Here is a 21,061-nt window from a genome sequence, read left to right as displayed (position 1 = left end):
TGACGGCCGCACCCGGCGCGCACGACCACGGAAGCGGTGACGGCAGAAGAAAGGAGCCCACCGGTGCGTCCCCGGTGGGCCCCTTCCACTTGCCGGCCGTCACTCCGCCCGAAGCGTCTCCACCCTGGTGACGGACCGGAGGCTGGGCAGCGTCGCCGCGGTCACCGCAAGCACCAGCACGACCGCCGCCAGCGCGAGTGTCACGATGAAGCTCCAGTCCAGCGTCGCCTTGGGACCGCCGATCATCCGCTCGGTCAGCAGGCCGACCCCGATCCCGCCGCCCACGGCCACCAGCACACCGAAGAACATCGGAATGGCGTTCTGCCACAACAGTGACCGTTCCAGCACCCCACGCGGGACACCACCGGCGCTCATCGCCGCCAAGGGGCGCCTCCGTTCGCTGATTTGACCGATGGTCATGACGAGCAGGCTGACGCCGGCCAGCGAAAGCGCCAGCAGGGCACCCGTGGACAGGAGTGCCTTGAACTCCGCCATATAGCTGTCTCCGCCCGCGGACCCCGCGATCTCGCTCGAACCCACATCAGCTCGCCATTGCCACGGCGCCATTGCCGCGTAAACCTGCTCCGCGGCGCCGGGATCAGAGGAGAGCCGAAGGGCCACCCAGGCTTGGAGCGCCGAAAGGTTCATCGACGCCGCAGCGGCTGGGGTCAGAGCCACGTCTTCCCAGTTCTCCCGTGACATCTTCGCCGGTGTCGTAGCGTTCGCCGGTACGGTGAACCGGCTTCCGGTCGACTTGGAGCCGTAGTCGGCCGCGACCGAAAAGGTCTGACCCGGTTTGATTCCGTCGGCGACGAACGCGTCACCGTCAACGCAGTCGGAGACCTGGTAGGCCCGTTGCAGCGCCGAGCACGGCGCGACCAGCAGGCCATACGAATGGTCGCCCTTCAGCACACCGCGATATTCGATGTCGCCGCCTTGCACGCCCGGCTGCGCACGCAGGCGGGTGAGCGCGGCCGCTTCGTCGCCGCCTTCGATGTTGACCCGCATGGTTTGCGCATCGGCCGCCCGGCTGATCTGGGCGGCGTTGCTCGCATCGGCCGAGTCGAGCAGCATGTGCAGTGAGATCACCCCGGCGACCACCACGACGAGGCCCGCCACCACGCGACTCGGTGTGCCGCTGTCCAGTTGTAGCCGGCGGACAGCGAGTTGCCAGGCCGGAAACCCGCCGCGCAGTTGCGAGACCACCCTTTCGGTGAGCCACGGCATCAGCGTGGGTAGGCCGATCAGCAGCAGCGCCGCTCCCACGACGAGGAAGGGCGTCTTCTGGCTCGGACCTCCGTCGACGCCGAACACCTTGTCCGGCACCAGGAACACCACACCGGCCACGACCAAGAGCAGCCGCCACCACGCACGCCGCCGCGCCGTTTTGCCCATGCGCACCACGCCCAACGGCTCGACCACGAGCTTGCGCATCCCCAGCCACGCCGAGCCCGTCGCGATCAGCGGCACTATCACCAGTACGAGCAGCACGAGCGGCCAAGAAGGCATGAAATCATCGGAAAACACGGTGATCCCGGCAATGCCGACATGCGCCGCGAATGGCCGGACCAAGGCGAAGGCGACGAAACCGAGCAGCTCGCCCGCTGCCGCACCGACGAGGGTTTCCGCGGCCGCGATCCGGTGCACCTGCCGTGAGGACGCACCCGCGAGCCTGAGCGCGGAAAGCCTGCGCTCTCGTTCCGCGCCCGCGATCCGGCTGCTGGACGCCACGAACACCAGCAACGGGATCAGCACCACGAGCACACCGAGAACCCCCAGAAAGATCACGGGGCCCTCCATGTGGAGAGAGGCGGCTCCACCGAACCCGGATATGGCCTCGCCGTGATCCTTCAGACCGGTGGCGCCCGCATACGCCCACAACTCGTCCGGGCCTTGCAGGCCGTCGGAACCGATCGTCCCCACGACCTGTTGGTCGAACCGGGCGCGAAGATGCCCGTCCGAATTCAGGCTTTTGGCGAGCGCGGGCGACACGACCATTTCACCGGGAGCCGGGATCACGCGCAGCCCGGGCGGAACCGGCGCGGACGGCGTCAGCGGCTCCAGGTAGATCACATTGATGCCCGGAGTGCCGCCGTAGGTCATGAACCGCTCGGCCTCGAGCAGCGGTGCCCCCTGCCCGGCGGCGGCCTGCACCGGCGCCCGCGCGTCGAGGCGATCATTGCTGTGGGACAGCCCGGTCACCACCGCGGCGAGCAACAGCATCACCGCCGTGGACAGGCCGATCCCGATCGTGACCAGACCCAGCCGCACCAGCGAACTCTTCACTGTGCGGCCACTCCCCACCGCCAGCCGCACCCCCAGCACGACATCGCTCGCCCAGGTGTTTCGGGTCCTCGACCCGGGTACCGCGCCTGTCATGCGGGCACCATCCCCGCGCGGGTCTTTCCGTCGCGGACCACGACCTCGCGGTCCGAGTACGCGGCCACCCTGGGCTCGTGGGTGACCAGCACGACGGCCGCGTTCACCTCTTTCGCCGTTCCCACCAGCAGCTTCATGACGAGCTCACTGTTGAGGGAATCCAGCGCCCCGGTCGGTTCGTCCGCGAAGATCACCTTCGGTCCGGTGATCAGTGCCCGCGCGATCGCGGCCCGCTGTCCCTGCCCGCCGGAGACCTCACCGGGCCGCTTGGCTCCGAGATCGGCGATGTCGAGGCGTCCCATGATCTCCTTGGCCGCGGACTCGGCCTGCTTCCGGCGAATGCCGCCGAGGCGCAACGGGAGCGCGACGTTCTCCAGGCAGCTCAGTTCGGGCACGAGCTGGCCGAACTGGAACACGAAACCAAACTCACCACGCCGGAGCGAGGTCCGGCGTTCGTCCGACAGCGCGAAGAGGTCTTCACCGGCGTAGGTGACCGTTCCCGCGTCGGGCCTGATGATGCCGGCGAGACAGTGCAGCAAGGTCGACTTGCCGGAGCCCGAGGGGCCCATGACGGCGACCACCTCGCCAGGCTTGATCGCGAACTCGGCGTCCACGAGCGCGGGGGTTTGCCCGAACGACTTCGTCAGGCCGAGCGCGGACAACAAAGTCCGCGGAGCTTCTCTCCGCGTAGCGCCGGAGGGCGCGTGGTTCCCTTGCGCGGACTGGGTGTTGGTCATCGCCGCACCGCCTCGGCGAGGTCGGCGAGGCGGGCCGCGGTCAGTTCGAGCCAGCGCAGATCCGCTTCGAGGTGGAACAGCGCGTGGTCGCAGACCAGCACATCGGCGAGATCACCGTCGGTCTTCCGCTTGGTCAGCTCCCGCATGGTCTTCAGGTGTGCCGCACGCTGGACGTCGAGGACGTCCGCGGCATCACGACCGGAGAGCAGTGCGAGCACGACCTTGGTGTAAAGCGTGTTCTGCAGATACACCTCGGGCTTTTCCGGGGTGGCGAGCCATTGTTCGACGTCGGTGACGCCGGCGTCGGTAATCGCGTAGCTCTTGCGTTCCGGGCCACTGCCCGGCTCGGTTCCGCTCTCGGTGACGAGGCCGTTGCGCAGCAGACGGGCGAGGGTCGCGTAGACCTGCCCGTAGTGCAGGGAACGGTCGACCGCGAACCGCGCGTCGTACGCGTGCTTGAGGTCGTATCCATGACGTGGCCCGGTTTCCAGGAGACCGAGCAAGACGTGTCCAACTGACATGCTCGAGGACTATACACATGGTTCATAGCTGCGTCTACACCATGTGTATAGTCCCGGCTCATAGCGTTTCACCTGGGGTTTTCAGAAACCCCGATCTATGCCGCCTAGCAGTGGCACAGGCAGAACGGGTGCCCCGCCGGATCCGCGAAAACCCGGAAGGTTTCCGGCGAGCTGTCGAGTGGTTTCGCCCCGAGTTCGACGGCGCGACCGCTGCCGGCGTCGAGATCACCGACGTAGAGATCCAGATGCACCTGCTGCGGCGCGTCCTGCCCCGGCCACTCCGGTGGCCGGTAGCCCTCGACGCGCTGGAAGGCGATCTTCGCCCCCTTCGGACCCGTGATCGTCACCCACTCGCCGTCTTCGCTCGCCTCGGGTTCGGGCCACTCCAGCAGAGCGGCGTAGAAACCGGCGAGTTTCGTGGGTTCCGGGCAATCCAAGACCACCACTCCGTACTCGGGAACGGCTGAAGAACCGGTCATCGTCGACCCCTTTCTCAGTAACCAGTCAACCAAGTATGGAAGTTACGTGAGAGGGTCGCAACCGGTATTCCTCCTACACTGGTTATGTGGACGACCCGCGCCTGGTGGTGGACTTTCTCAATACCCTCGATGTCGAGGACGACACCGACGTGCTCGCCGACGAGCAGGCCTGGCGACGTTGGACGGCCGAGCGCGGCCTCATGCCCTCGCCCTCGAAGGAGGCACGTGGCGTCCGGACCGCGCTGCGCGCCGCTGCCGGTGACCCGGACGCCGCCGCCGGCGCGGTGCGCGCGGCGATCGATGTCGAACTGGGCCCCGAGGGTCCGGCGCTGGTCGCCACCGGGGCGGTCGGCGCGGTACTCGCCGCGGCCGCACGCCTGGCCGTCCTCGGAGACTGGAAGCGGGTGAAGATCTGCCCGGCCGACGACTGCCGTTGGGCCTTCTACGACCAGTCGCGCAACCGGTCCCGAACCTGGTGCTCGATGAGCGTCTGCGGCAACCGGGAGAAGGCGCGGAGCTGGCGCAAGCGCGCGCATTCACCCGAATGAGTTACCCACGAGTGAGTTACCCACAATCGGGGCTGTGGATAACTCGCCCTTCTGTGGACAACCCCCACTTCAGAACAGCAGCTGGGCGACGGTGTAGATGAGCAGGCCGGCGAGCGAGCCCACCACGGTGCCGTTGATCCGGATGAACTGGAGGTCCCGGCCGACCTGCAACTCGATCTTGCGGGAGGTCTCCTCGGCGTCCCAGCGCTCCACCGTGTCGGTGATGATGGTGGTGATCTCCCGGGAGTAGTTGGTGACCAGGTGGACGGCCGCGCCCTCGACCCAGCCGTCCACCTTGGCCCGCATCGCGTCGTCTTCGACCAGCCTCGTCCCCAGCGAGCGCAGCCCCTCCCGGACACGTCGCCGCAGTTCACTGGAGGGGTCTTCGGCCGCCGTGAGCAGCATGCTCTTGGCCGTACTCCAGGCCGAGCCGATCAGCCGTTTCACGTCGGGGTGGGCGAGGATCTGCTCCTTGACCGCCTCCGCCCTGGCCATCGTTTCCGGGTCCTTCTGCAGGTCCTGCGCGAACTCGGTGAGGAACTTGTCGAGCGCCAGCCGCATGGGGTGGTTCACGTCGGTCTTGACCGCCCAGGCGAAGGAGAGCACCTCGCCGTAGACCTTGTCGGCGAGCATCGCGTCGACGAACTTCGGTGACCAGCTCGGGGCCCGTTCCGACACCACGCGGAGCACGGTCGCGTGGTTGTCGCGCACCCACTCGTAGGTGCGGTCGCACATCAGGTCGACCATCTTGTGATGCGCGCCGTCGGCGAACACCTGCTCCAGGAGCTTTCCCAACGGCGGGCCCCACGGCTGGTCCACCACGCGGCGGAGGATGGCCTGCTCCAGCACGGCCTGCACGTCGTCGTCGCGGAGGACCGTGACCAGGCCTTTCATCACGTTCGCCAGTTCGGACGTGGTGCGTTCGGCATTGTCCGGCCGCGCGATCCAGCCGCCGAGCCTGCGGGCGAGCTCCACCCTGCGCAGCTTGTCGCGTACCACCTGCTCGGACAGGAAGTTGGTGCCGACGAACTCCCCGAGACTGCCGCCGAGCTGGTCCTTCTTGTTGGGGATGATCGCGGTGTGCGGGATCGGCAACCGCATCGGGCGGCGGAACAGGGCGGTGACCGCGAACCAGTCCGCGAGCGCGCCGACCATGCCCGCCTCCGCCGCCGCGCGCAGATATCCCACCCAGGCCGGCCAGCCCGCCGACTGCGCCCAGCTCGTCAGCAGGAACACGACCGTCGCCCCGAGCAGGAAGGACAGCGCCACCAGTTTCATCTTGCGCAGCCCACGCCGCTTGGCCTCCTCGTTGGCGAGGCCACCGGGCGGGTCGGCAGGCGTCAGTTGCTCCACATGGCCATTGTCCTCAAGGATCGGGAATTATGCGCGTACCAGCTCTCGTCCCTCGCCTGCGCCCGTTCGCTTCGACCGTGTTCGCGGAGATGACCGCGCTCGCGGTCCGCACCGGAGCGGTCAACCTGGGCCAGGGCTTTCCCGACACCGACGGGCCCGCCGGCATGCTCGATGCCGCGAACCAGGCGCTCTACGGCGGCGCGAACCAGTATCCGCCGGGGCCGGGCCGTCCCGAACTCCGTGCCGCGGTGGCCCGCCACCGCGCCCGGTACGGCCTCGAATACGACCCGGACACCGAGATCCTGGTCACGGCCGGGGCCACCGAGGGGATCGCGGCCGCGCTGCTCGCGCTCGTCGAGCCGGGCGACGAGGTGATCGTCGTCGAGCCCTACTACGACTCGTACGCGGCCGCGGTGGCGATGGCGGGCGCGCAGCGGCGGGTCGTTCCGCTGGTCGAGGGCGAGGGCGGCCGCTTCGCCCTCGACCTCGACGGACTGCGCGCGGCGGCGGGCCCTCGCACCCGCGCGATCCTGGTGAACTCGCCGCACAACCCGACCGGCACCGTGTTCACCGCGGCGGAACTGGCCGCCGTGGCCGAGTTGTGCGTCGCCGAGGACCTGATCGCGATCACCGACGAGGTCTACGAGCACCTGGTCTTCGACGACGCCGTGCACCTGCCGCTCGCGGGCTTTCCCGGCATGCGCGAGCGAACCGTGTCGATCTCCAGCGCGGGCAAGACGTTCAACTGCACCGGATGGAAGATCGGCTGGGTCTGCGCGACGCCCGAGCTGGTCGGCGCGGTCAAGGCCACCAAGCAGTTCATGACCTTCGTCTCCGGCGGTCCGCTCCAGCCCGCGGTCGCGCACGCCCTCGACCACGAACTGGACTGGGTCGCGGGGCTGCGCACCGCGCTGGAGACCAAACGCGACCGGCTGTCGGCGGGATTGTCCGAGGCGGGCTTCGCGGTCCGGCCGACCGCGGGCACCTACTTCGTCTGCGCGGATGTGCGGCCACTCGGCTTCACCGACGCCGCCGAACTCGCTTGGCAATTGCCCGAACGGGTCGGGGTTGCCGCCGTTCCGGTCAATGTGTTCACAGACCACCCGGCCGAGTGGCGGCATCTTCTGCGTTTTGCTTTCTGTAAGACCGACGAGGTCCTTGACGAGGCGATCACCAGGCTCCACAAGCTTTCTTGACCGGACACCCGATCAGGCATGGTCGAAGCCTTGAGCGGTGAGGGCACGGCGGAGCCGGTCGAGTGCCCGGCGACGGAGCGGTCCGATGCTGCCGGGCGGGATGCCGAGGCGCGCGGCGAGCTGGGCATGGGTCAGATGTGGTTCGCCTGCCAGCAGCCGCACCAGGTCGCGGTGCGGCTGGGGCAGCCGGGCGACGGCCTGCCAGAGGACGCGGTCTCGCTCGGCCGCCAGGACGGTCGCCTCGGGGGAGGTCGCGCCGGCGCCGGGGTCGAGATCGTCCGCCGGGACCTCGCGCCGCCGTGCCGTCACGACGCGGAGGGCCTGCCGCCGCGCGGTGGTACTCAGCCAGCCGGCCAGCCGTGCCGGTTCGCGCAGGTCCGCGAGGTGCTGGGTCAGCGTGTACCAGGTGTTCTGGCAGACGTCCCGGACGTCGGCCTCACCGAGCCGGTGCGCCCGGGCGACCATCGAGACCAGCGCGGACAGGCCGCTCACCAGAACCCGCCAAGCGCCCTGATCGCCGTCGAGCGCGCGGGCGATCAATTCGCCGAGTTCGGATTCGGTCACCACGTTTTCCCTTCCGCTCACATTCGGCGATTGGGACGTCACGTGATGCGCACGAGATCCTCGGGAAGGCCAAGATGCGTAGTTGTACTCACGCTCACCCTCCGTGATCAAATAGTCTCTACTGGGAGGCAAGACGGTGGGCGTGTTCGGCCGTCTGGGGTGGATAGAACGCTTTAGAGGTGAAACACTCGCCGGCGATGCTAGAAAGATGACCGGCTCGCAAAGGGCGTGACCTGGTCAAACAATGGGACAACAAGATCGGCTCGACAACAGCCGGCAAATGTCGTGGGCGCGGATGGTGGTGGTGGCGGTGCGGGACCCGGGAGCCGGGCACCCAGCCGCGCGGCTGGCACGCCGACTCCTGCTGACCGCCGGGTTCGCCGCCGCGGCCTGGCTGGTCGGTCTGGTACTCGGCACGTTCACCGCGTCCGCCGCGGAAACCGCCCCTTCGCCCACCCCGGACGGGCCAACGTCGGCCGAACCGCAATTGCTCACCACGCTCACCGGCACGCTCGGTGAGATAAGCGGCCTGACCCACCTCACCGCGCTGACCGGCACGGTGGAGCACGTCGCGACGCAGGTCACCGCCGCCGTCTCGGCGGTCGTCCCCCGGCCGGACGGCGCCGCCGATTCGCCCGTCACGGACCGGTCCGATCCCCCTCCGCCGGACTCGTCCACATCCCGGAAATCCGGGATTCCCTCGTCCGTACCGCGGGCGAACACCGCACCACCACCGGCTCCGGTGAACGTCGGCGTCACCCCGCAGCGGCCCGCACCGGCCGCCCAGTCTCACCCGATCGTGAACGCGGGTGCCCGGCCGGCACCGTCGCCGCGCGAGGCCGACCCGCCGACCGCGTCACAGCGAGCCAACGGGAACACACCCGCTCCGGCCCCGGGGCGCAGCGACGACCACGTCATGGGAGTCGGCGCCCCGCACGAGGCAGGTGGCGGGAAGCAGCCCTTCGTCGTCCCCGGTGGCAAGACCGGGGCCGCCGATCGCCGGCCCGCGGGCCCGGTGACCAGTGGAAAGGTCCTGGCGCCTGCCAGGAAATCGGCACTGCCGGCAACGTCACCGGACTGACCCTTCCCAGGTCACGGGCCGGTGACCCGTGACCTTCAAGATCGACTTCCTGGCATCCCGCTCCGGCCGACCGCGTCCGGCCGGGTGGGGCATGGTCCCGGGGAACGCGCACCGCGCACCGGGACCGAACGGGCACCGCGCCGGGTTCTCCTGCTCACCGCGCCGAGTGGGAGCTTCACCGTCCCGTCGCGCGAGCCCGGCCGCGGGCTCTTCGGCACGTCGAGGGGCGGTGCCGGCCCGGCCCGCGGTATCCGCGGCCGGCGCGCCGGATGGACTCCCTGGAATACGCAGTCACTCATCCGGCGCGCCGGCCGCTCAACTGACGCGACGTATGGTCGTTCGGTGCCGAAAATCGAAGTCGCCGAACAACCGGGGGTGGGTCTCGACGGAAAGCCGAGACCCACCGAGGACCGTGTCGCGTTACTGGACAACGCCGTGCTGGTGCTGGACGGCGCGACCTCCCCGGATCCCACCCGGGCGCTCGGCGGCTGGTACGCCGGGCAGCTGGCCGAACGGCTCGCCGACGCCCTGCGCGCGAGCCCCGACGGGGACCTCGCCGACCTGCTCGGCGGTGCCATTTCCGCCGTCGTCCGCGAGCACGGATTACGCCCCCGCGACTCCCCGTCCAGCACGGTGGCGATGCTGCGCTGGACGGAAGATCGCATCGACGGGCTCGTTCTCGCCGACAGCCCGATTGTCGCTTTCGGACACTCGGGCTACGAGGTCCTCGCCGACGGACGGCTGGCTTCCTTGCGCCGGCAACGAAAATTGATCAACGAAAAGGACGTCTACGCCCGGCGCAACACCGAAGGCGGATTCTGGGTGGCGGAGGCGGACCCCGGGGCGGCCCGTCACGCGATGCGCCGGAGCTGGCCGGCCGGCACTCTCGAAAGCGTTTTCCTGGCCACCGACGGCGTGTCCGACGGGGTCGACGACTATCGGATCTTCGACTGGCCCGGCGCTCTCGAAATCGCCCGTACCCGAGGGGTTTTCGCCGTCCTGGAGGCGGTGCGTGCCGCGGAAAACGCCGATCCGCACGGCGAACGCTGGCCCCGCTCCAAGCGGCACGACGACCAGGCCCTGGTCATGGTGGATTTCCGGTAACGGATCGAATTCTTGTGACCTCGGCCGGAAAAACCTCTACACTGGCCATAGCCGAGCGCTTTTCGAGGGGGCACTTGGCGATCATGGAACTGGGGGGTTTCACGAGGGGGATCAACGCTTCGATTTGCGCGGTCCACGACCGAATCGGCGGTATGGACCCGCTTCCGTCGTGGCTGCCGTCGGATTGGTAACGGACACCACCGTATCGCGGCGTTTTCCTGTGCGCTCGCCGTGCTCGCGGCGAATGTGGTTCTCCCCTGCCCGAAAACACCGAATCTGGAGGGGACCCGATGACCGAAGTCGTCACCGCACCGGCACCGGCGATCGTGCCGTCCGGGCCGAACTGGGGCTTGGACAAGTTTCGCGACCCGCTGCGCGTTCCGCCGGTGATCAGGCCGCATTCGTGGCTTCACCAGGACGAGATCACCGTGACCATGACCCGGGCACGGATGCGGTTGCACGCACAGCTTCCGGAAACCGAACTCTGGACCTACGAAGGGCAGTTTCCCGGGCCGACCATCGAGGTGCGCGCGGGCAGGCAGCTCCGGGTGGCCTGGAGCAACACCATCGACGGCACCATTCCACTGGTCGCGGTCCAGCAGACGGTCGTCCCGCCCGACGTGCTCGCCCCGACCCGCTCACCCGGTTACCGCAAGCCGGACGGCAGCCTGGCCGACGGCGTCTCGATCATCGAAGGAGTGACCGACCTGCCGCCGTGGACCGTGACGCACCTGCACGGGGCGCTCACCAACGGCGGGAACGACGGCTGGGCGCACAACGCCACGCTGCGCGGGCACGCACAGCTGACCGAATATCCGAACGCCCAGCAGGCGACCGCGTTGTGGTACCACGATCACGCGATGGCCGTCACGCGCTTCAACGTCCATGCCGGTCTCGCCGGGATGTACCTGATCCGTGACGCCGAGGAAGACGCGCTCGGCCTCCCCGGCGGCGCGCAGGAGGTGCCGCTCGTCCTCACCGACCGCAATCTCGACACCGACCCGGCGACCGGCGCGCTCACCGGGCAACTGCTGTACAAGGTGCCTGCCCTCGGCGGCGCGCTGATCCCGTTCAGCGGCCCGTTCACGCTGGTCAACGGGATCATCTGGCCGTACCTGGACGTGTCCGCCCGGTGGTACCGGTTCCGGGTGCTCAACGCGTCGAACTCGCGCTTCTACCGGCTCAACCTGATCGACGACGGAGGAACGGCGCACAACGACGCTGTCCGCATCATCGGCACCGACGGAGGACTGCTGCCGGCCCCCGCGCCGGTGCCGGCCGGCGGCCTGGTCCTGGCGCCGTCCGAGCGGGCCGACGTCCTGATCGACTTCTCGCGGTTCACCGGCGAGAACCTGCGCCTGACCGACACCGGGGCACAGGGCACCGAGCCCGACGCGATGCAGTTCCGGGTGGAGAGCCGGACGCGGAACGACCGGTTCACGTTGCCGGAGAAGCTTTCCACGTCCTATGTGCGGCTTCAGCACGGAACGACCGTGCCGGAGGACCACGACCACGTCTTCGTGGCGCTGGTCCCGCCGGGCACGGCCGGGGACGGGCATCCGCAACTGTGGGAGCTCGGCGAGGTGACCGACGGCACCGAGCCGGACGGCGAGGGAGTCATCCAGCTCACCGACCCGGCGACGGGCAACGTCAGGACGTTCCGGATGGTCGCGAACCTCTTCGACGACGGGACGACCTTCTTCCTCAAGCATGGCCGGTGGGTGGTGTGGAACCTGATCCATCTCGGCGGGCCGACACATCCGATGCACATGCACATGATCGAGTACCAGATCCTCACCCGGAGGGCCTTCACGCGGACCGCTCAGGGCAACGTGGACGGCTTCGACGTGTCCGCCGGGCGGACGACCACCCCGCTCAAGGTGACGGGCGACGGCAGGCCGATCGAGCGGTACGAGGAGGGCTGGAAGGACACCTTCCAGGTGCAGGCCGGTGAGTGGGTGAGCGTGGCCGGGTTGTTCGCCGGGGCCACCGGCGAGTTCATGTACCACTGCCACATCCTCGACCACGAAGACGAGGGCATGATGCGCCCGTTCGTCGTGCACCCGCCCGAGGTGGCGCGCTTCCACCTCCACCACGGCGGCTCGGGTCACTCCGGCCACTGACCCCAGGTGGGGTCCCTTCGCCGGTCCTGGCGAAGGGACCCCGCTAGTCGGCAGTGATGCGGAAGGCGGGAACACCCGGCGCGATGCCACGGACCACCTCATCCGGGGAGTTCTTGTCCACGCCTTCGAAGAACCGCCCGACCTCCCAGGCCCACTTCTTGAGGTAGAAGCGCAGCAGAGGCGGCTTCTCCTCGTCGGTCAACTCGATCGCGCGGAACGTTTCCGTGCGCCGGCCGAGGACGAGCTGTCCTTCACCGGCCACACGGAGGTTGCGCACCCACTGTGTGTGCCCACGCGGGGAGATGAGGTAGCGCTCGCCCTCGAAGTACATCAGGTTCACGGGTGTGGAGCGGAGCTCGCCACTCTTGCGTCCCCGGACGCCCAGCAGCCGGGTGCCCATCAGGCTGACGCCGTGCTTCGCCAGCCAGGCGACGGAACGGTTGAACAGGTGATCGGCCTTGTTCGACGTGGTGATGTAGCGGGTCTCGTTCATCAGGTCCTCCCATTGTGAGATCAGTGCTCTCGCTTGAGAACAGTGAACTCCATCGGTGCGCACCTGTCAAGAGCACTGATCTCGAATTTGGCTGGCGCTCACAAAGGTGGCAGACTCGTCCGCATGACAGCGATCCGGACCGCTCGCGAACGTGCCCGCGCCGAACTCACCCAGGAGATCAAGGACGAAGCCCGGCGCCAGCTCGGCGAAGCCGGTGCGCACAGCCTGTCCCTGCGCGCGGTGGCCCGCGAACTGGGCATGGTCTCCTCGGCGCTCTACCGGTACTTCCCGAGCCGGGACCACCTGCTGACGGCGCTGATCATCGACGCCTACAACGCCCTCGGCGAAGCCGCCGAGGGCGCCGATCCCGGACCCGGGCAGTCGCCCCGCGGACGGTGGCGCGAGATCTGGCGCGGTGCGCGGAAATGGGCACGCGCGCATCCGCACGAGTACGCCCTGATCTACGGCTCTCCCGTGCCCGGCTACCGCGCCCCTGAGGACACCATCGCACCGGCCGGGCGGGTCGCCCTGGCACTTCTGGAGGTCGTTCGCTCGGCGTCCCTCACGCCGGCCCGAACCGGCCCCGCTCTGCCCGCGAAGCTCAAAGAGCAGGCTCGAATCCTCGCCGCACACCTGGGCGCCGGGCTTTCCGAAGCCGACATCGCGCGGTTGCTGATCGCATGGACGCAACTCTTCGGTGCGATCGGCCTCGAGCTGTTCGGGCAATACAACAAAGTCGTCGAACCCGCCGACTGGTTCTTCGACTACTCGGCCGAGCAAATGGCCGATCTGATCGGCCTGCCCGCCAAGAAGGCGTGAACCACGTCGTCATCCCAACAACGCGACGACTTCTTCGTCGGTGATCTGCCGGAAATCGGTGAACCACTCCCCGACCGCACGGAAATCCGGTGGCCGCAGTGGGCAGATCACCTCGTCGGCGTCCCCGGCGATGACGTCGAAGGCATCCGGACTCCCGACCGGCGCGGCGAAACAGAGCGTGCGGGGAAGGTCTTCGCGGACCTCCCGCAGCGCCGCCGTCGCGGTCACACCGGTGGCCAATCCGTCGTCGACCACGATCACGTCCCGGCCCGCGCGGGGTAGCGGGCCACGCCCGTCCAGATAGACCGCTTCCCGGCGACACGCCTCCGCCTGTTCCTCGTCGCGGGTTCCGGCCAGGTCCGACGGCGTGAGGCCCAGGGCGGCCAATCCGCGTTCGTCGAAGACCGGGTCACTTCGCGCGGTCACCGCGCCCACTCCGAACTCCGGATGTCCTGGCGCACCGATCTTCCTCGCGACCAGAACGTCCAGCGGTGCGTCGAGCGTCTCCGCCACGGCGTGCGCCACCACCACGCCACCTCGGGCCAGCCCCAGGACCAGCGGATCGTGCCACTCCCGCCCGCGCAGGCATTCGCCCAGGTGAAGGCCGGCGACACGGCGATCGGGAAAAGGTCGCAGCCGGTTCATGGTGCGTGGCTACCCGCACGCGCCACTGGTCAACCAGGCTCGGCGCGCCCCGTCTCTCCGGCACCCGCCGAACCGATTCCCACCCGGGCACGAAAGACGAGAACCCCAATTGATACCGCGCCACACCCCGACATGAAAGACCACCAGACGAAATTACCCATTCGAGTGGCAGCAATTTCGCATTGCGCACATACGCTACGGGTCGCGGCACATTGCGACCAGAGAATTTGGGCAGTTCAGCACGGTTCTACCGTTATCGCCGTGCCCATAAGTGAATTCGAACCCGGCGAAACTCCGGGATACATCTACGAACGGATGGCGGACCACCTGGCCGCCAGGATCGAAGAGGGCGAGTTGCCACCCAATCAACCGCTGCCCGCCGAGCGCCGGCTCGCGGACGAGTACGGGGTATCGCTCGGCACGGCACGCCGGGCGACCGAACTCCTCCGCGAACGGGGCCTGGTCATCACGCTGCGGTCGAAAGGCACTTTCGTGACGTTGCCCAGGAGGGAGACCCATGACTACTGACTCGTTCGTCGTCCCACGAGCGAACGCACCGCCCGGCACGCTTCGCGTGCGCGAGGAACGGCCGTGTGCCCGACATCGACAGGTAATGTCCGGACCATCCAGGCCGGCTTCGGTCGCATCGGCGAAGTACGGTCTCCAACACCGGGACCCGAGGTACGGCAGATGGTTTTCGCGTACCGGATGCTGAAATTTTCACGGTCGGGCATCCGGCCGTCCGGGCGAAGATAGGTCCGCGCCCGGAACCCGGAGAATGGAATACGCGCGAGCGACGATTCTCCGTCCTGGTATCGCTCCCAGAACCCGTGCGCCGGCCTCCCGTGGCCGGCGCACGGCGGGCGGGCCAGCGCATGCACAGCACTGTTTTCCCCTTTGACGTCAAGGGATCTCTTCCTCAGAGTCGGCCGGAGGGCGCCACCGCCCCCGCGTCGGCGTGGCGACTTCCGCCGGTGGAGGAGGTCACGCTGCGCCGGAGGACGGAATACCTGCGTTCTGAACAACATCTCGCCCGCACCGGAACGCCATACCGGACGCTGACAGGAAACCTTAAACGGCGGTAGTGTGCTGCCAATCGCCGACAACGGCTAACGAAATGAGGTGCGTTTGGTGTGAGAAGCATCCGTAACCCCGATTCCACGGATACGTGCGAACTGGAGCGTGACTACTCGGTTCGCGCGGTCGAACGCGTCTGCCTGATCCTGAACCAGTTACAGGAGTCGGTCGACGGAATCACCCTGAACGAGGTGGCGCAGACCACTGGACTGCCGAAGTCATCAGCGTTCCGCTACCTATGGACGTTGGAAAACCATCGTTATGTAGAACGAGGCACGGACGGCAACGTCTTCCGGCTCGGCCTGGGTTTCGTCGGCATGCAGTCAAGACATCTGGAAATCCTGCGAGAACGAGCCCGCCCCTCACTGGACTACCTGCGTGACGAGTTCGGCGAAACGGCGAGCCTCGGGATTCTCGACGGAGATCACGTGATCCACATCGATATCGTGGAAAGCCGGCGGGGCGTCCGGCTGGCCGCCGCGCGCGGTGAACGAGTTCCGGTGCACAGCACGGCGCTCGGCAAGTCGATCGCGGCCCGGTTGCCCGACGACCGGGTCCGCGACCTGGTCAAACAAACCGGGCTCGTGAAGCGGACGTCCAACACGATCGACACGATCGACGAGTTCTTCGAAGAACTCGCCAAAGTGCGCCGTTCGGGTTATGCGATCGACGACCGGGAACACGAGGAGGACGGGCGTTCCGTCGCGGCACCGCTGCTGGGCACCCACCTCCCGGCGGCGCTCAGCGTCAGCGGCCCATCCTCACGGTTCACGCTCGCCGACGCCAAGAGAGTGGCGCGGACACTGATGGACCTGGCCTCCGGCATCACCACCAATCCGGTGGCCGGCGCGCAGCGGATGGAGACGCCGGGCTGACGCACATGGCGTTCCGGGGCGGGATGCTCAGCCGCCGTACACCTTCCGGTGCAGGTCGCGGACCATGCTCTCGATTTCGGTGACACGGTCCACCAGTTCGCGCAGCGCCTCCACGGCGCTCGCGGCTCCGGCCGCCACCTCTCCCGGGTCCTGGCCCGGCATCACACGCTCGGGCGGAGTCTCGCCGTTCTTGATGGCCTCGAGGTGATCCTCATGCCAATCCAGAGCGGCCGACAACGCCCTGAGCGTGCGCTTGCCGCGCCGACGCTGCACGGTGTTGTATTCGATCTCCCGGATGGTCGCGGGTGCGATGTTGGAGCGGCGCGCGACTTCTTCCTGCAACAGGCCAAGCTGAATCATGCGTTCTCGGACGGCCTTTCCGACCGCATCCCAATTCGGCTCCACCATCAACCCCTCCGGTCCGATTCGAGCGCCGACGCTACTGCTGGACCACATTGCTCGGCAGAGTGTCGCGAGACGTTTTTCCAGACCCGGCAAATTTGACTGAAATCAACGACTATATTGGCTGGGTGAGCCATACCGCATGTTACCAATCCGGCCGAAAGGGGGCGGACACGGTCCACCGTCAACCTGCTTGCGGACGCCCGTTTCCGCCATGTCTGCCGCCGGATTGGCGACGGTGCACGATTTCCGGTGCCGCCCGGGCGCGGATCCCGGATATCCGCCCCCGTCGACCCACAGCCGAAATAAGCGCTCACTTTGGTTCGACCCTGGCGCGCTCGCCGCTTTCCGGGCTGCCGTCGGCGAACGCGGGAAGGGCGGCGGCGAGCGTCGTCGAACTCGGCCGCCTGGGAAAGGTCCACAGTGATCACCACACTTTCGCCGGTCACACGGGAATAGGCCCCGATCACAGGTACGACTCGCCGGGGCGAGCGGTGTCAGGGCCGTCTCACGCGGAACTCGGGCAACGATTGGATATCGCTTCCCTCCCACTCTAGCCTGGCAAACAGCGAAGAGTAACGGGAATGTCGTCTGTTGCGTCTATTCTCGATGGAGGGAGGTGCGCGATGCTGCGAGCCGTCTTGGGGGAGATCACCGGCGTGATGACGCATGTCGCACGCTATCCGGCGGCTATCGGGCGCCGGTGGACGATTGCTTCCGATATGAAACAAAAAACACTCGAACGGCCGATTGTGGTTCTTCCGGGTCTCGCGGACAACACCGCCGTCTTCACCGAACTCAAGCGGGCGCTTCCCCGGCCGGTCGTGTCGTTCGGTTACAGCCCACTGACCGGGGACCTGCGCACGGCGGCCGCACGGCTGGCGGCACAGATCGAAGAACTGTGCGCGGTCACCGGAGTGTCCACAGTGGATTTGGTGGGACACAGTCTCGGCGGCCTGATCGCCCGGTATTACGTGCAACGGCTCGACGGTCACCGGCGGGTCCAGACCACGGTGACCATCGCGACCCCGCACGGCGGCACCATGACGGCGTGGTTGTTGTGCACGGTGCCGCTGGTGCGTCAACTCCGTCCGGGCAGCGAACTGTTCCGGGAACTGGCCGAACCCGCGCCGGAATGCACCACGCGTTTCGTGGTTTTCTCCGGCACCGCGGACGCGCTGATCCTGCCCGCCCGCAACAGCCGGCTCGAGCATCCCGACCTGCGCGTACGCAACGTGGTAACGGACGGCGCCGGACATTTCACACTCGCCGCGCACCCCGACGTCATCGCCGCCGTCCGCGACCTTGCGGTCCCGAAACCGACGGACCCCGGCAATGAAAGGGTACCGAAGAGCGCCTGATTCGCCGCCCCGAGCGGTCCTATGCCGTTTCCACCGAACGCACACCAGGTGACCGATTACGACTTATTGTCACCGGGCATCGCTCTGTCCTCCTTGTCCACTGTGGAAAATGGAGGGCGGGAATCGTTCAGGAAACCGGCCTCACGCGACTCGTTCGTCAGCCGTCGTTGGGCACCACGACCGCGCGCCCGACCAGTTCGCCCGCTTCGAGTTGCCGGTAGGCATCCATGGCCCGCTCCAACGGAAAGGTGGTGACGGTGCTCCGGATCAGCCCGCGAGCGGCGAGATCGAGGACTTCGATCAGCTCCGGCCGGGTGCCCCAGTAGGTCGTCTGCACCGAGAGTTCGTAGGGCACGCCGAAAAAGGACACCGGCAGCGTCCCGCCACCGAGGCCGATGATCGTGAGGTCGCCCATCGTCCGGGCCGCGGCGGCGGACTGCGCCAGCGTCGTGTCGCTGCCCACACAGTCGAGGACGACGTCCGCGCCCCTGCCGCCGGTGGCCGCCCGGATCTCCTCGGCCGTCCCGTCACCGGCCAGGAAGGTGCGGTCCGCACCGGCTCGTTCGGCGACGGCCAGCGCCTCGGGCCGGGAGTCGACGGCGAGCACCGTGGTCGCGGTGGTGGCCTTGAGGATTTGGACCGCCATGTGCCCCAGGCCGCCGATCCCGACGACCGCCGCCGCGGTTCCCGGCGCGAGCTTCGGCCAGGAGCGGCGCACGGCGTGGTAGGGGGTCAGCGCCGCGTCCGTCAGCGGCGCCGCGGTCACCGGATCCAGCCCGTCGGGCAGCGGGACCAGGAACCGCGCGTCGGGAATCAGCATGAATTCGGCCATCCCGCCGTCAAGACCGAGACCCCCGCCCCCGCCGGGAATCGGCGCACCGGCCGGGTTCTCGCAGTAGGTCTCAATGCCGAGCCTGCACCGCGCGCAGCTGCCACAACCCCAGGGGCCGTAGACAGCGACCGGCTGCCCCGGCTCCAGCCCGGCCACTCCGGTCCCCAGCGCGTGCACCCAGCCGGCGTTCTCGTGGCCCAGTGTGAACGGCGGTGCCCAGGGCAGCGTGCCCTCGTCGAAGTCGTGCATCAGGTGAAGATCGGAGTGGCAGGCCCCCGCGCCACCGATCCGCACGACCACCTGGCCCGGTCCCGGCGTCGGCTCCTCCACCTCGACGAGTTCGGCTTCGGACTTCCACCGCGGCAAACGCAATGCCTTCATATCCCACCTCGTGCTCGCGACACGTCCCCTCCAGCATCGCGCCGCGACGCCACCCTTCGCCACCCTGCGGCCTCCGCGGCCTTGCGCGCCCCCGCGATCGTGTCGACAGGGCCTGGTCGGCGGCCACCCCGTACCGGCCTCGGGGTGTTCCTCCTGTACCCTCTTCCACGGAGGATTGGCCGAGCGGCCTAAGGCGCACGATTGGAAATCGTGTTGGGTGTAACAGCCCTCACGGGTTCGAATCCCGTATCCTCCGCCAGCTACCAGCAGAACGCCGGTCACCGTGGGTAAGTGGTGACCGGCGTTCTGCTGTCCGTCTCAGTTTGGGTCTCGATCGCCGTTTCAGGCAGGTACGCAGCGTGGTGTCACCCGGCCACGTGAACCGGGTCGATGTAGGTGCCGGGGTGTGTCGCGCCGTCCTGCCTCACGATCTTTCCGAGCGGCCAGTTCACCATCTGGGTGTCGGTGGTGTTGGGCGGGGTCACCGCCATGGTCAGAACCTTCCAGCCGTCGGCGGACTGGTCGGGGAGGAAGGTCAGAGAGGCCTCGGTGTGCTGCCCCGGCTGAAGGACGACCGGGGAAATCTTGGCATCGGTCCGGGTCAGGTCCCACGTTTCGCCGTCGCCTCCCTGGAGGCGAACCCCGGGGAAGCCACGCACCGAGCAGGTGGCGTCGGTCTGGTTGGTGAACTCGATCGGCAACCGCCACTGCGCACTGCCGTCACCGACGGGCTCCGGGTCGGCGGTGCTGACCGCGAGTGTCGTGCAGGGAATCTTGTTCCCGGCATGAGCGACACCGGGGTGGTCGACATCGTCAGCCATGCCCATCGCGTTCTGGGCACCGTCTTGAGCCGACTGGGCGGCCGCCGGGGCGACCCCCACGCCACCGGCCGCCGAGGCGCTCTGCGGCCCACCCGCCGAGCACGCCCCGAGCGCCGCCACCATCGCGCCGACCGCGACAGCGGTAGCCGCACCACGCCGAAGAATCGTGCCGTTGACATTCATTTCGTCCCCTTTGATAAGTCGTTCCAGTTATTCGATGCTCAGCCCGACCTCGCATAGGAAAAGATGTTCGGCAAGGCGAAAGGGTGTCCAGTTGTGATGTGAATCACCCGAATGCAACGAGTCACCCCCATCATCCATCTGAGTATGTTTTCGCAGCTAGACATATGTTCGCACGCCAGCGGACGGGTTTCTGCCGCGCGGCAGGAGTATTCGAACCGGCACCCGAACGAGTACCAATTTTGAGCCCAGGAAGTAATTTTGGGCATATGCGGATGAAGTTCGGGCAAGTCGACCGGGCACGGCCTTCGGCACGATCGCGACCCCACATTTCCGAGGCACTTCCTCAGTCCGCCGCGAGAAGGCCCGCCAGCGTGACGAAACAAATGCCCACGCCGAGATCGACCCGCCGCTGGGTGCGTATCGACATTCCAGTGGCTCCGATGCCGCTGCCGATCGCCACGTAACCGAGCCCGACCACGAATTCGACCCCGAGGTAGGCCGCGCCCAGCAGGGCAAGCCCGTGGCCGCTGCTGGTGAACTGGGGAAGTAGTGCGGCGAACAGCAGCAGCGCCTTGGGATTGCCCATCGCGACGACGAATTCGTTGACCGCCAGCGCCCATGGCCCCTTGCCGCCGCGCGGCCCCCCGGCCGCGCCGGACACGTCGCGTCGCCGCCAGGCCTGCCGCAGACCGGCGATCCCGATCCAGAGCAGGTAGACCACGCCTGCCCACTTGATCACGGTCAGCACGGTGGCCGAGGCCGCCAGCATCGTGCCGAGGCCGGCGACGACAAGCGCGATGAGGGCAACGAAAGCGGCGAGGCGGCCGCCGATGCCGGCAAGGGCGTGAGCGGCGCCGTAGCGCGCCGCGTTGCTCAGACCGAGTAATTGGTTCGCGCCCGGGATGAGCGAGACGAGTAGAGCCGTGGGAACGAACCCAACCCAGTTGGTCATGCGACGGAAGTTAACCGCCGACGCCGCGTCCATCCGCTTGTCCGTGGGAGGTTTGCCCCGAATGCCTGGCGGTGAGGAGTCGAGGGCAGGGACGCGTCCATCCGCCGCAGGATAGTGGGCTCAGTTTTTCCGTCG

21 protein-coding genes and 1 tRNA gene are annotated in these 21,061 nt (G+C 67.9%); 10 read left to right on the top strand and 12 right to left on the bottom strand.

Annotated features, from left to right (window positions below):
- Nucleotides 1-99 precede the first annotated feature (99 nt).
- The 4 genes from ACFSXZ_RS18755 to ACFSXZ_RS18740 form a co-directional block, all read right to left on the bottom strand.
- Nucleotides 100-2,379 (bottom strand): FtsX-like permease family protein, encoded by a 2,280-nt coding sequence (locus tag ACFSXZ_RS18755; RefSeq protein WP_378266308.1) that lies wholly within the window; start codon nt 2,377-2,379, stop codon nt 100-102.
- Nucleotides 2,376-3,116, bottom strand: coding sequence for an ABC transporter ATP-binding protein (locus ACFSXZ_RS18750; protein WP_378266307.1), 741 nt, complete (start codon nt 3,114-3,116; stop codon nt 2,376-2,378). Before ACFSXZ_RS18750 ends, ACFSXZ_RS18755 begins: the two co-directional genes overlap by 4 nt.
- Nucleotides 3,113-3,637, bottom strand: coding sequence for a PadR family transcriptional regulator (locus tag ACFSXZ_RS18745; protein WP_378266306.1), 525 nt, complete (start codon nt 3,635-3,637; stop codon nt 3,113-3,115). Before ACFSXZ_RS18745 ends, ACFSXZ_RS18750 begins: the two co-directional genes overlap by 4 nt.
- Before the next feature lie 104 nt (nt 3,638-3,741).
- Entirely contained in the window at nt 3,742-4,116 is a 375-nt protein-coding gene (locus tag ACFSXZ_RS18740) for a VOC family protein (protein WP_378266305.1), read from the bottom strand.
- Nucleotides 4,117-4,202: 86 nt separating this feature from the next.
- Between ACFSXZ_RS18740 and ACFSXZ_RS18735 the strand changes: the two genes are divergently transcribed.
- The gene (locus tag ACFSXZ_RS18735) at nt 4,203-4,664 is read left to right on the top strand and encodes a CGNR zinc finger domain-containing protein (protein ID WP_378266304.1); all 462 of its coding nucleotides are present in this window, start codon (nt 4,203-4,205) and stop codon (nt 4,662-4,664) included.
- A 69-nt stretch (nt 4,665-4,733) separates the two neighbouring features.
- Here the strand turns inward: ACFSXZ_RS18735 and ACFSXZ_RS18730 are convergent, their stop codons facing one another.
- The gene (locus tag ACFSXZ_RS18730) at nt 4,734-6,017 is read right to left on the bottom strand and encodes a DUF445 domain-containing protein (protein ID WP_378266303.1); all 1,284 of its coding nucleotides are present in this window, start codon (nt 6,015-6,017) and stop codon (nt 4,734-4,736) included.
- Between the two features lie 29 nt (nt 6,018-6,046).
- Between ACFSXZ_RS18730 and ACFSXZ_RS18725 the strand changes: the two genes are divergently transcribed.
- Complete coding sequence (locus ACFSXZ_RS18725; RefSeq protein WP_378266302.1) at nt 6,047-7,213, top strand: pyridoxal phosphate-dependent aminotransferase; 1,167 nt, start codon at nt 6,047-6,049, stop codon at nt 7,211-7,213.
- Nucleotides 7,214-7,225: 12 nt separating this feature from the next.
- On the opposite strand, the gene ACFSXZ_RS18720 is transcribed toward ACFSXZ_RS18725, so the two are convergent.
- The gene (locus ACFSXZ_RS18720; protein WP_378266301.1) at nt 7,226-7,777 is read right to left on the bottom strand and encodes an RNA polymerase sigma factor; all 552 of its coding nucleotides are present in this window, start codon (nt 7,775-7,777) and stop codon (nt 7,226-7,228) included.
- A 244-nt stretch (nt 7,778-8,021) separates the two neighbouring features.
- Between ACFSXZ_RS18720 and ACFSXZ_RS18715 the strand changes: the two genes are divergently transcribed.
- From ACFSXZ_RS18715 to ACFSXZ_RS18705, 3 genes are all read left to right on the top strand, one after another.
- Entirely contained in the window at nt 8,022-8,858 is an 837-nt protein-coding gene (locus tag ACFSXZ_RS18715; RefSeq protein ID WP_378266300.1) for a hypothetical protein, read from the top strand.
- Between the two features lie 342 nt (nt 8,859-9,200).
- Nucleotides 9,201-9,962 (top strand): protein phosphatase 2C domain-containing protein, encoded by a 762-nt coding sequence (locus tag ACFSXZ_RS18710; protein WP_378266299.1) that lies wholly within the window; start codon nt 9,201-9,203, stop codon nt 9,960-9,962.
- Nucleotides 9,963-10,252: 290 nt separating this feature from the next.
- Nucleotides 10,253-12,085: a multicopper oxidase family protein gene (locus ACFSXZ_RS18705; protein WP_378266298.1), complete on the top strand. Its 1,833-nt coding sequence runs from the start codon at nt 10,253-10,255 to the stop codon at nt 12,083-12,085.
- A gap of 43 nt (nt 12,086-12,128) precedes the next feature.
- Here ACFSXZ_RS18705 and ACFSXZ_RS18700 read toward each other — a convergent pair whose 3' ends face one another.
- Entirely contained in the window at nt 12,129-12,578 is a 450-nt protein-coding gene (locus ACFSXZ_RS18700) for a nitroreductase/quinone reductase family protein (protein ID WP_378266297.1), read from the bottom strand.
- A 123-nt stretch (nt 12,579-12,701) separates the two neighbouring features.
- On the opposite strand from ACFSXZ_RS18700, the gene ACFSXZ_RS18695 reads away from it, so the two are divergent.
- Entirely contained in the window at nt 12,702-13,397 is a 696-nt protein-coding gene (locus tag ACFSXZ_RS18695; protein WP_378266296.1) for a TetR/AcrR family transcriptional regulator, read from the top strand.
- 9 nt (nt 13,398-13,406) lie between these two features.
- Here the strand turns inward: ACFSXZ_RS18695 and ACFSXZ_RS18690 are convergent, their stop codons facing one another.
- A complete protein-coding gene (locus ACFSXZ_RS18690; RefSeq protein ID WP_378266295.1) occupies nt 13,407-14,042 on the bottom strand; it encodes a phosphoribosyltransferase in 636 nt (211 codons plus the stop codon).
- 315 nt (nt 14,043-14,357) lie between these two features.
- On the opposite strand from ACFSXZ_RS18690, the gene ACFSXZ_RS18685 reads away from it, so the two are divergent.
- Nucleotides 14,358-14,570, top strand: a complete 213-nt coding sequence (locus tag ACFSXZ_RS18685) for a winged helix-turn-helix domain-containing protein (RefSeq protein WP_378266519.1) — start codon at nt 14,358-14,360, stop codon at nt 14,568-14,570.
- Nucleotides 14,571-15,184: 614 nt separating this feature from the next.
- Nucleotides 15,185-15,994 carry an IclR family transcriptional regulator gene (locus ACFSXZ_RS18680; protein WP_378266518.1) on the top strand — a complete coding sequence of 270 codons (810 nt, stop codon included), beginning with the start codon at nt 15,185-15,187 and terminating at the stop codon, nt 15,992-15,994.
- Nucleotides 15,995-16,021: 27 nt separating this feature from the next.
- On the opposite strand, the gene ACFSXZ_RS18675 is transcribed toward ACFSXZ_RS18680, so the two are convergent.
- Nucleotides 16,022-16,402, bottom strand: coding sequence for a helix-turn-helix domain-containing protein (locus ACFSXZ_RS18675; protein WP_378266517.1), 381 nt, complete (start codon nt 16,400-16,402; stop codon nt 16,022-16,024).
- 620 nt (nt 16,403-17,022) lie between these two features.
- Here ACFSXZ_RS18675 and ACFSXZ_RS18670 point away from each other — a divergent pair.
- Nucleotides 17,023-17,757 carry an alpha/beta fold hydrolase gene (locus ACFSXZ_RS18670; RefSeq protein WP_378266294.1) on the top strand — a complete coding sequence of 245 codons (735 nt, stop codon included), beginning with the start codon at nt 17,023-17,025 and terminating at the stop codon, nt 17,755-17,757.
- Between the two features lie 157 nt (nt 17,758-17,914).
- Here the strand turns inward: ACFSXZ_RS18670 and ACFSXZ_RS18665 are convergent, their stop codons facing one another.
- Entirely contained in the window at nt 17,915-18,970 is a 1,056-nt protein-coding gene (locus ACFSXZ_RS18665; RefSeq protein ID WP_378266293.1) for an NAD(P)-dependent alcohol dehydrogenase, read from the bottom strand.
- A gap of 169 nt (nt 18,971-19,139) precedes the next feature.
- On the opposite strand from ACFSXZ_RS18665, the gene ACFSXZ_RS18660 reads away from it, so the two are divergent.
- Nucleotides 19,140-19,229 (top strand) — tRNA-Ser (locus ACFSXZ_RS18660).
- Between the two features lie 106 nt (nt 19,230-19,335).
- Here the strand turns inward: ACFSXZ_RS18660 and ACFSXZ_RS18655 are convergent.
- Nucleotides 19,336-19,974: a DUF4232 domain-containing protein gene (locus ACFSXZ_RS18655; RefSeq protein WP_378266292.1), complete on the bottom strand. Its 639-nt coding sequence runs from the start codon at nt 19,972-19,974 to the stop codon at nt 19,336-19,338.
- A 343-nt stretch (nt 19,975-20,317) separates the two neighbouring features.
- The gene (locus ACFSXZ_RS18650; RefSeq protein WP_378266291.1) at nt 20,318-20,926 is read right to left on the bottom strand and encodes a LysE family translocator; all 609 of its coding nucleotides are present in this window, start codon (nt 20,924-20,926) and stop codon (nt 20,318-20,320) included.
- Between the last annotated feature and the right edge of the window lie 135 nt (nt 20,927-21,061).

Source organism: Amycolatopsis pigmentata, assembly GCF_042684065.1.
Taxonomy (GTDB): domain Bacteria; phylum Actinomycetota; class Actinomycetes; order Mycobacteriales; family Pseudonocardiaceae; genus Amycolatopsis_E; species Amycolatopsis_E pigmentata.
This window is presented reverse-complemented; position numbering and strand designations above follow the sequence as displayed.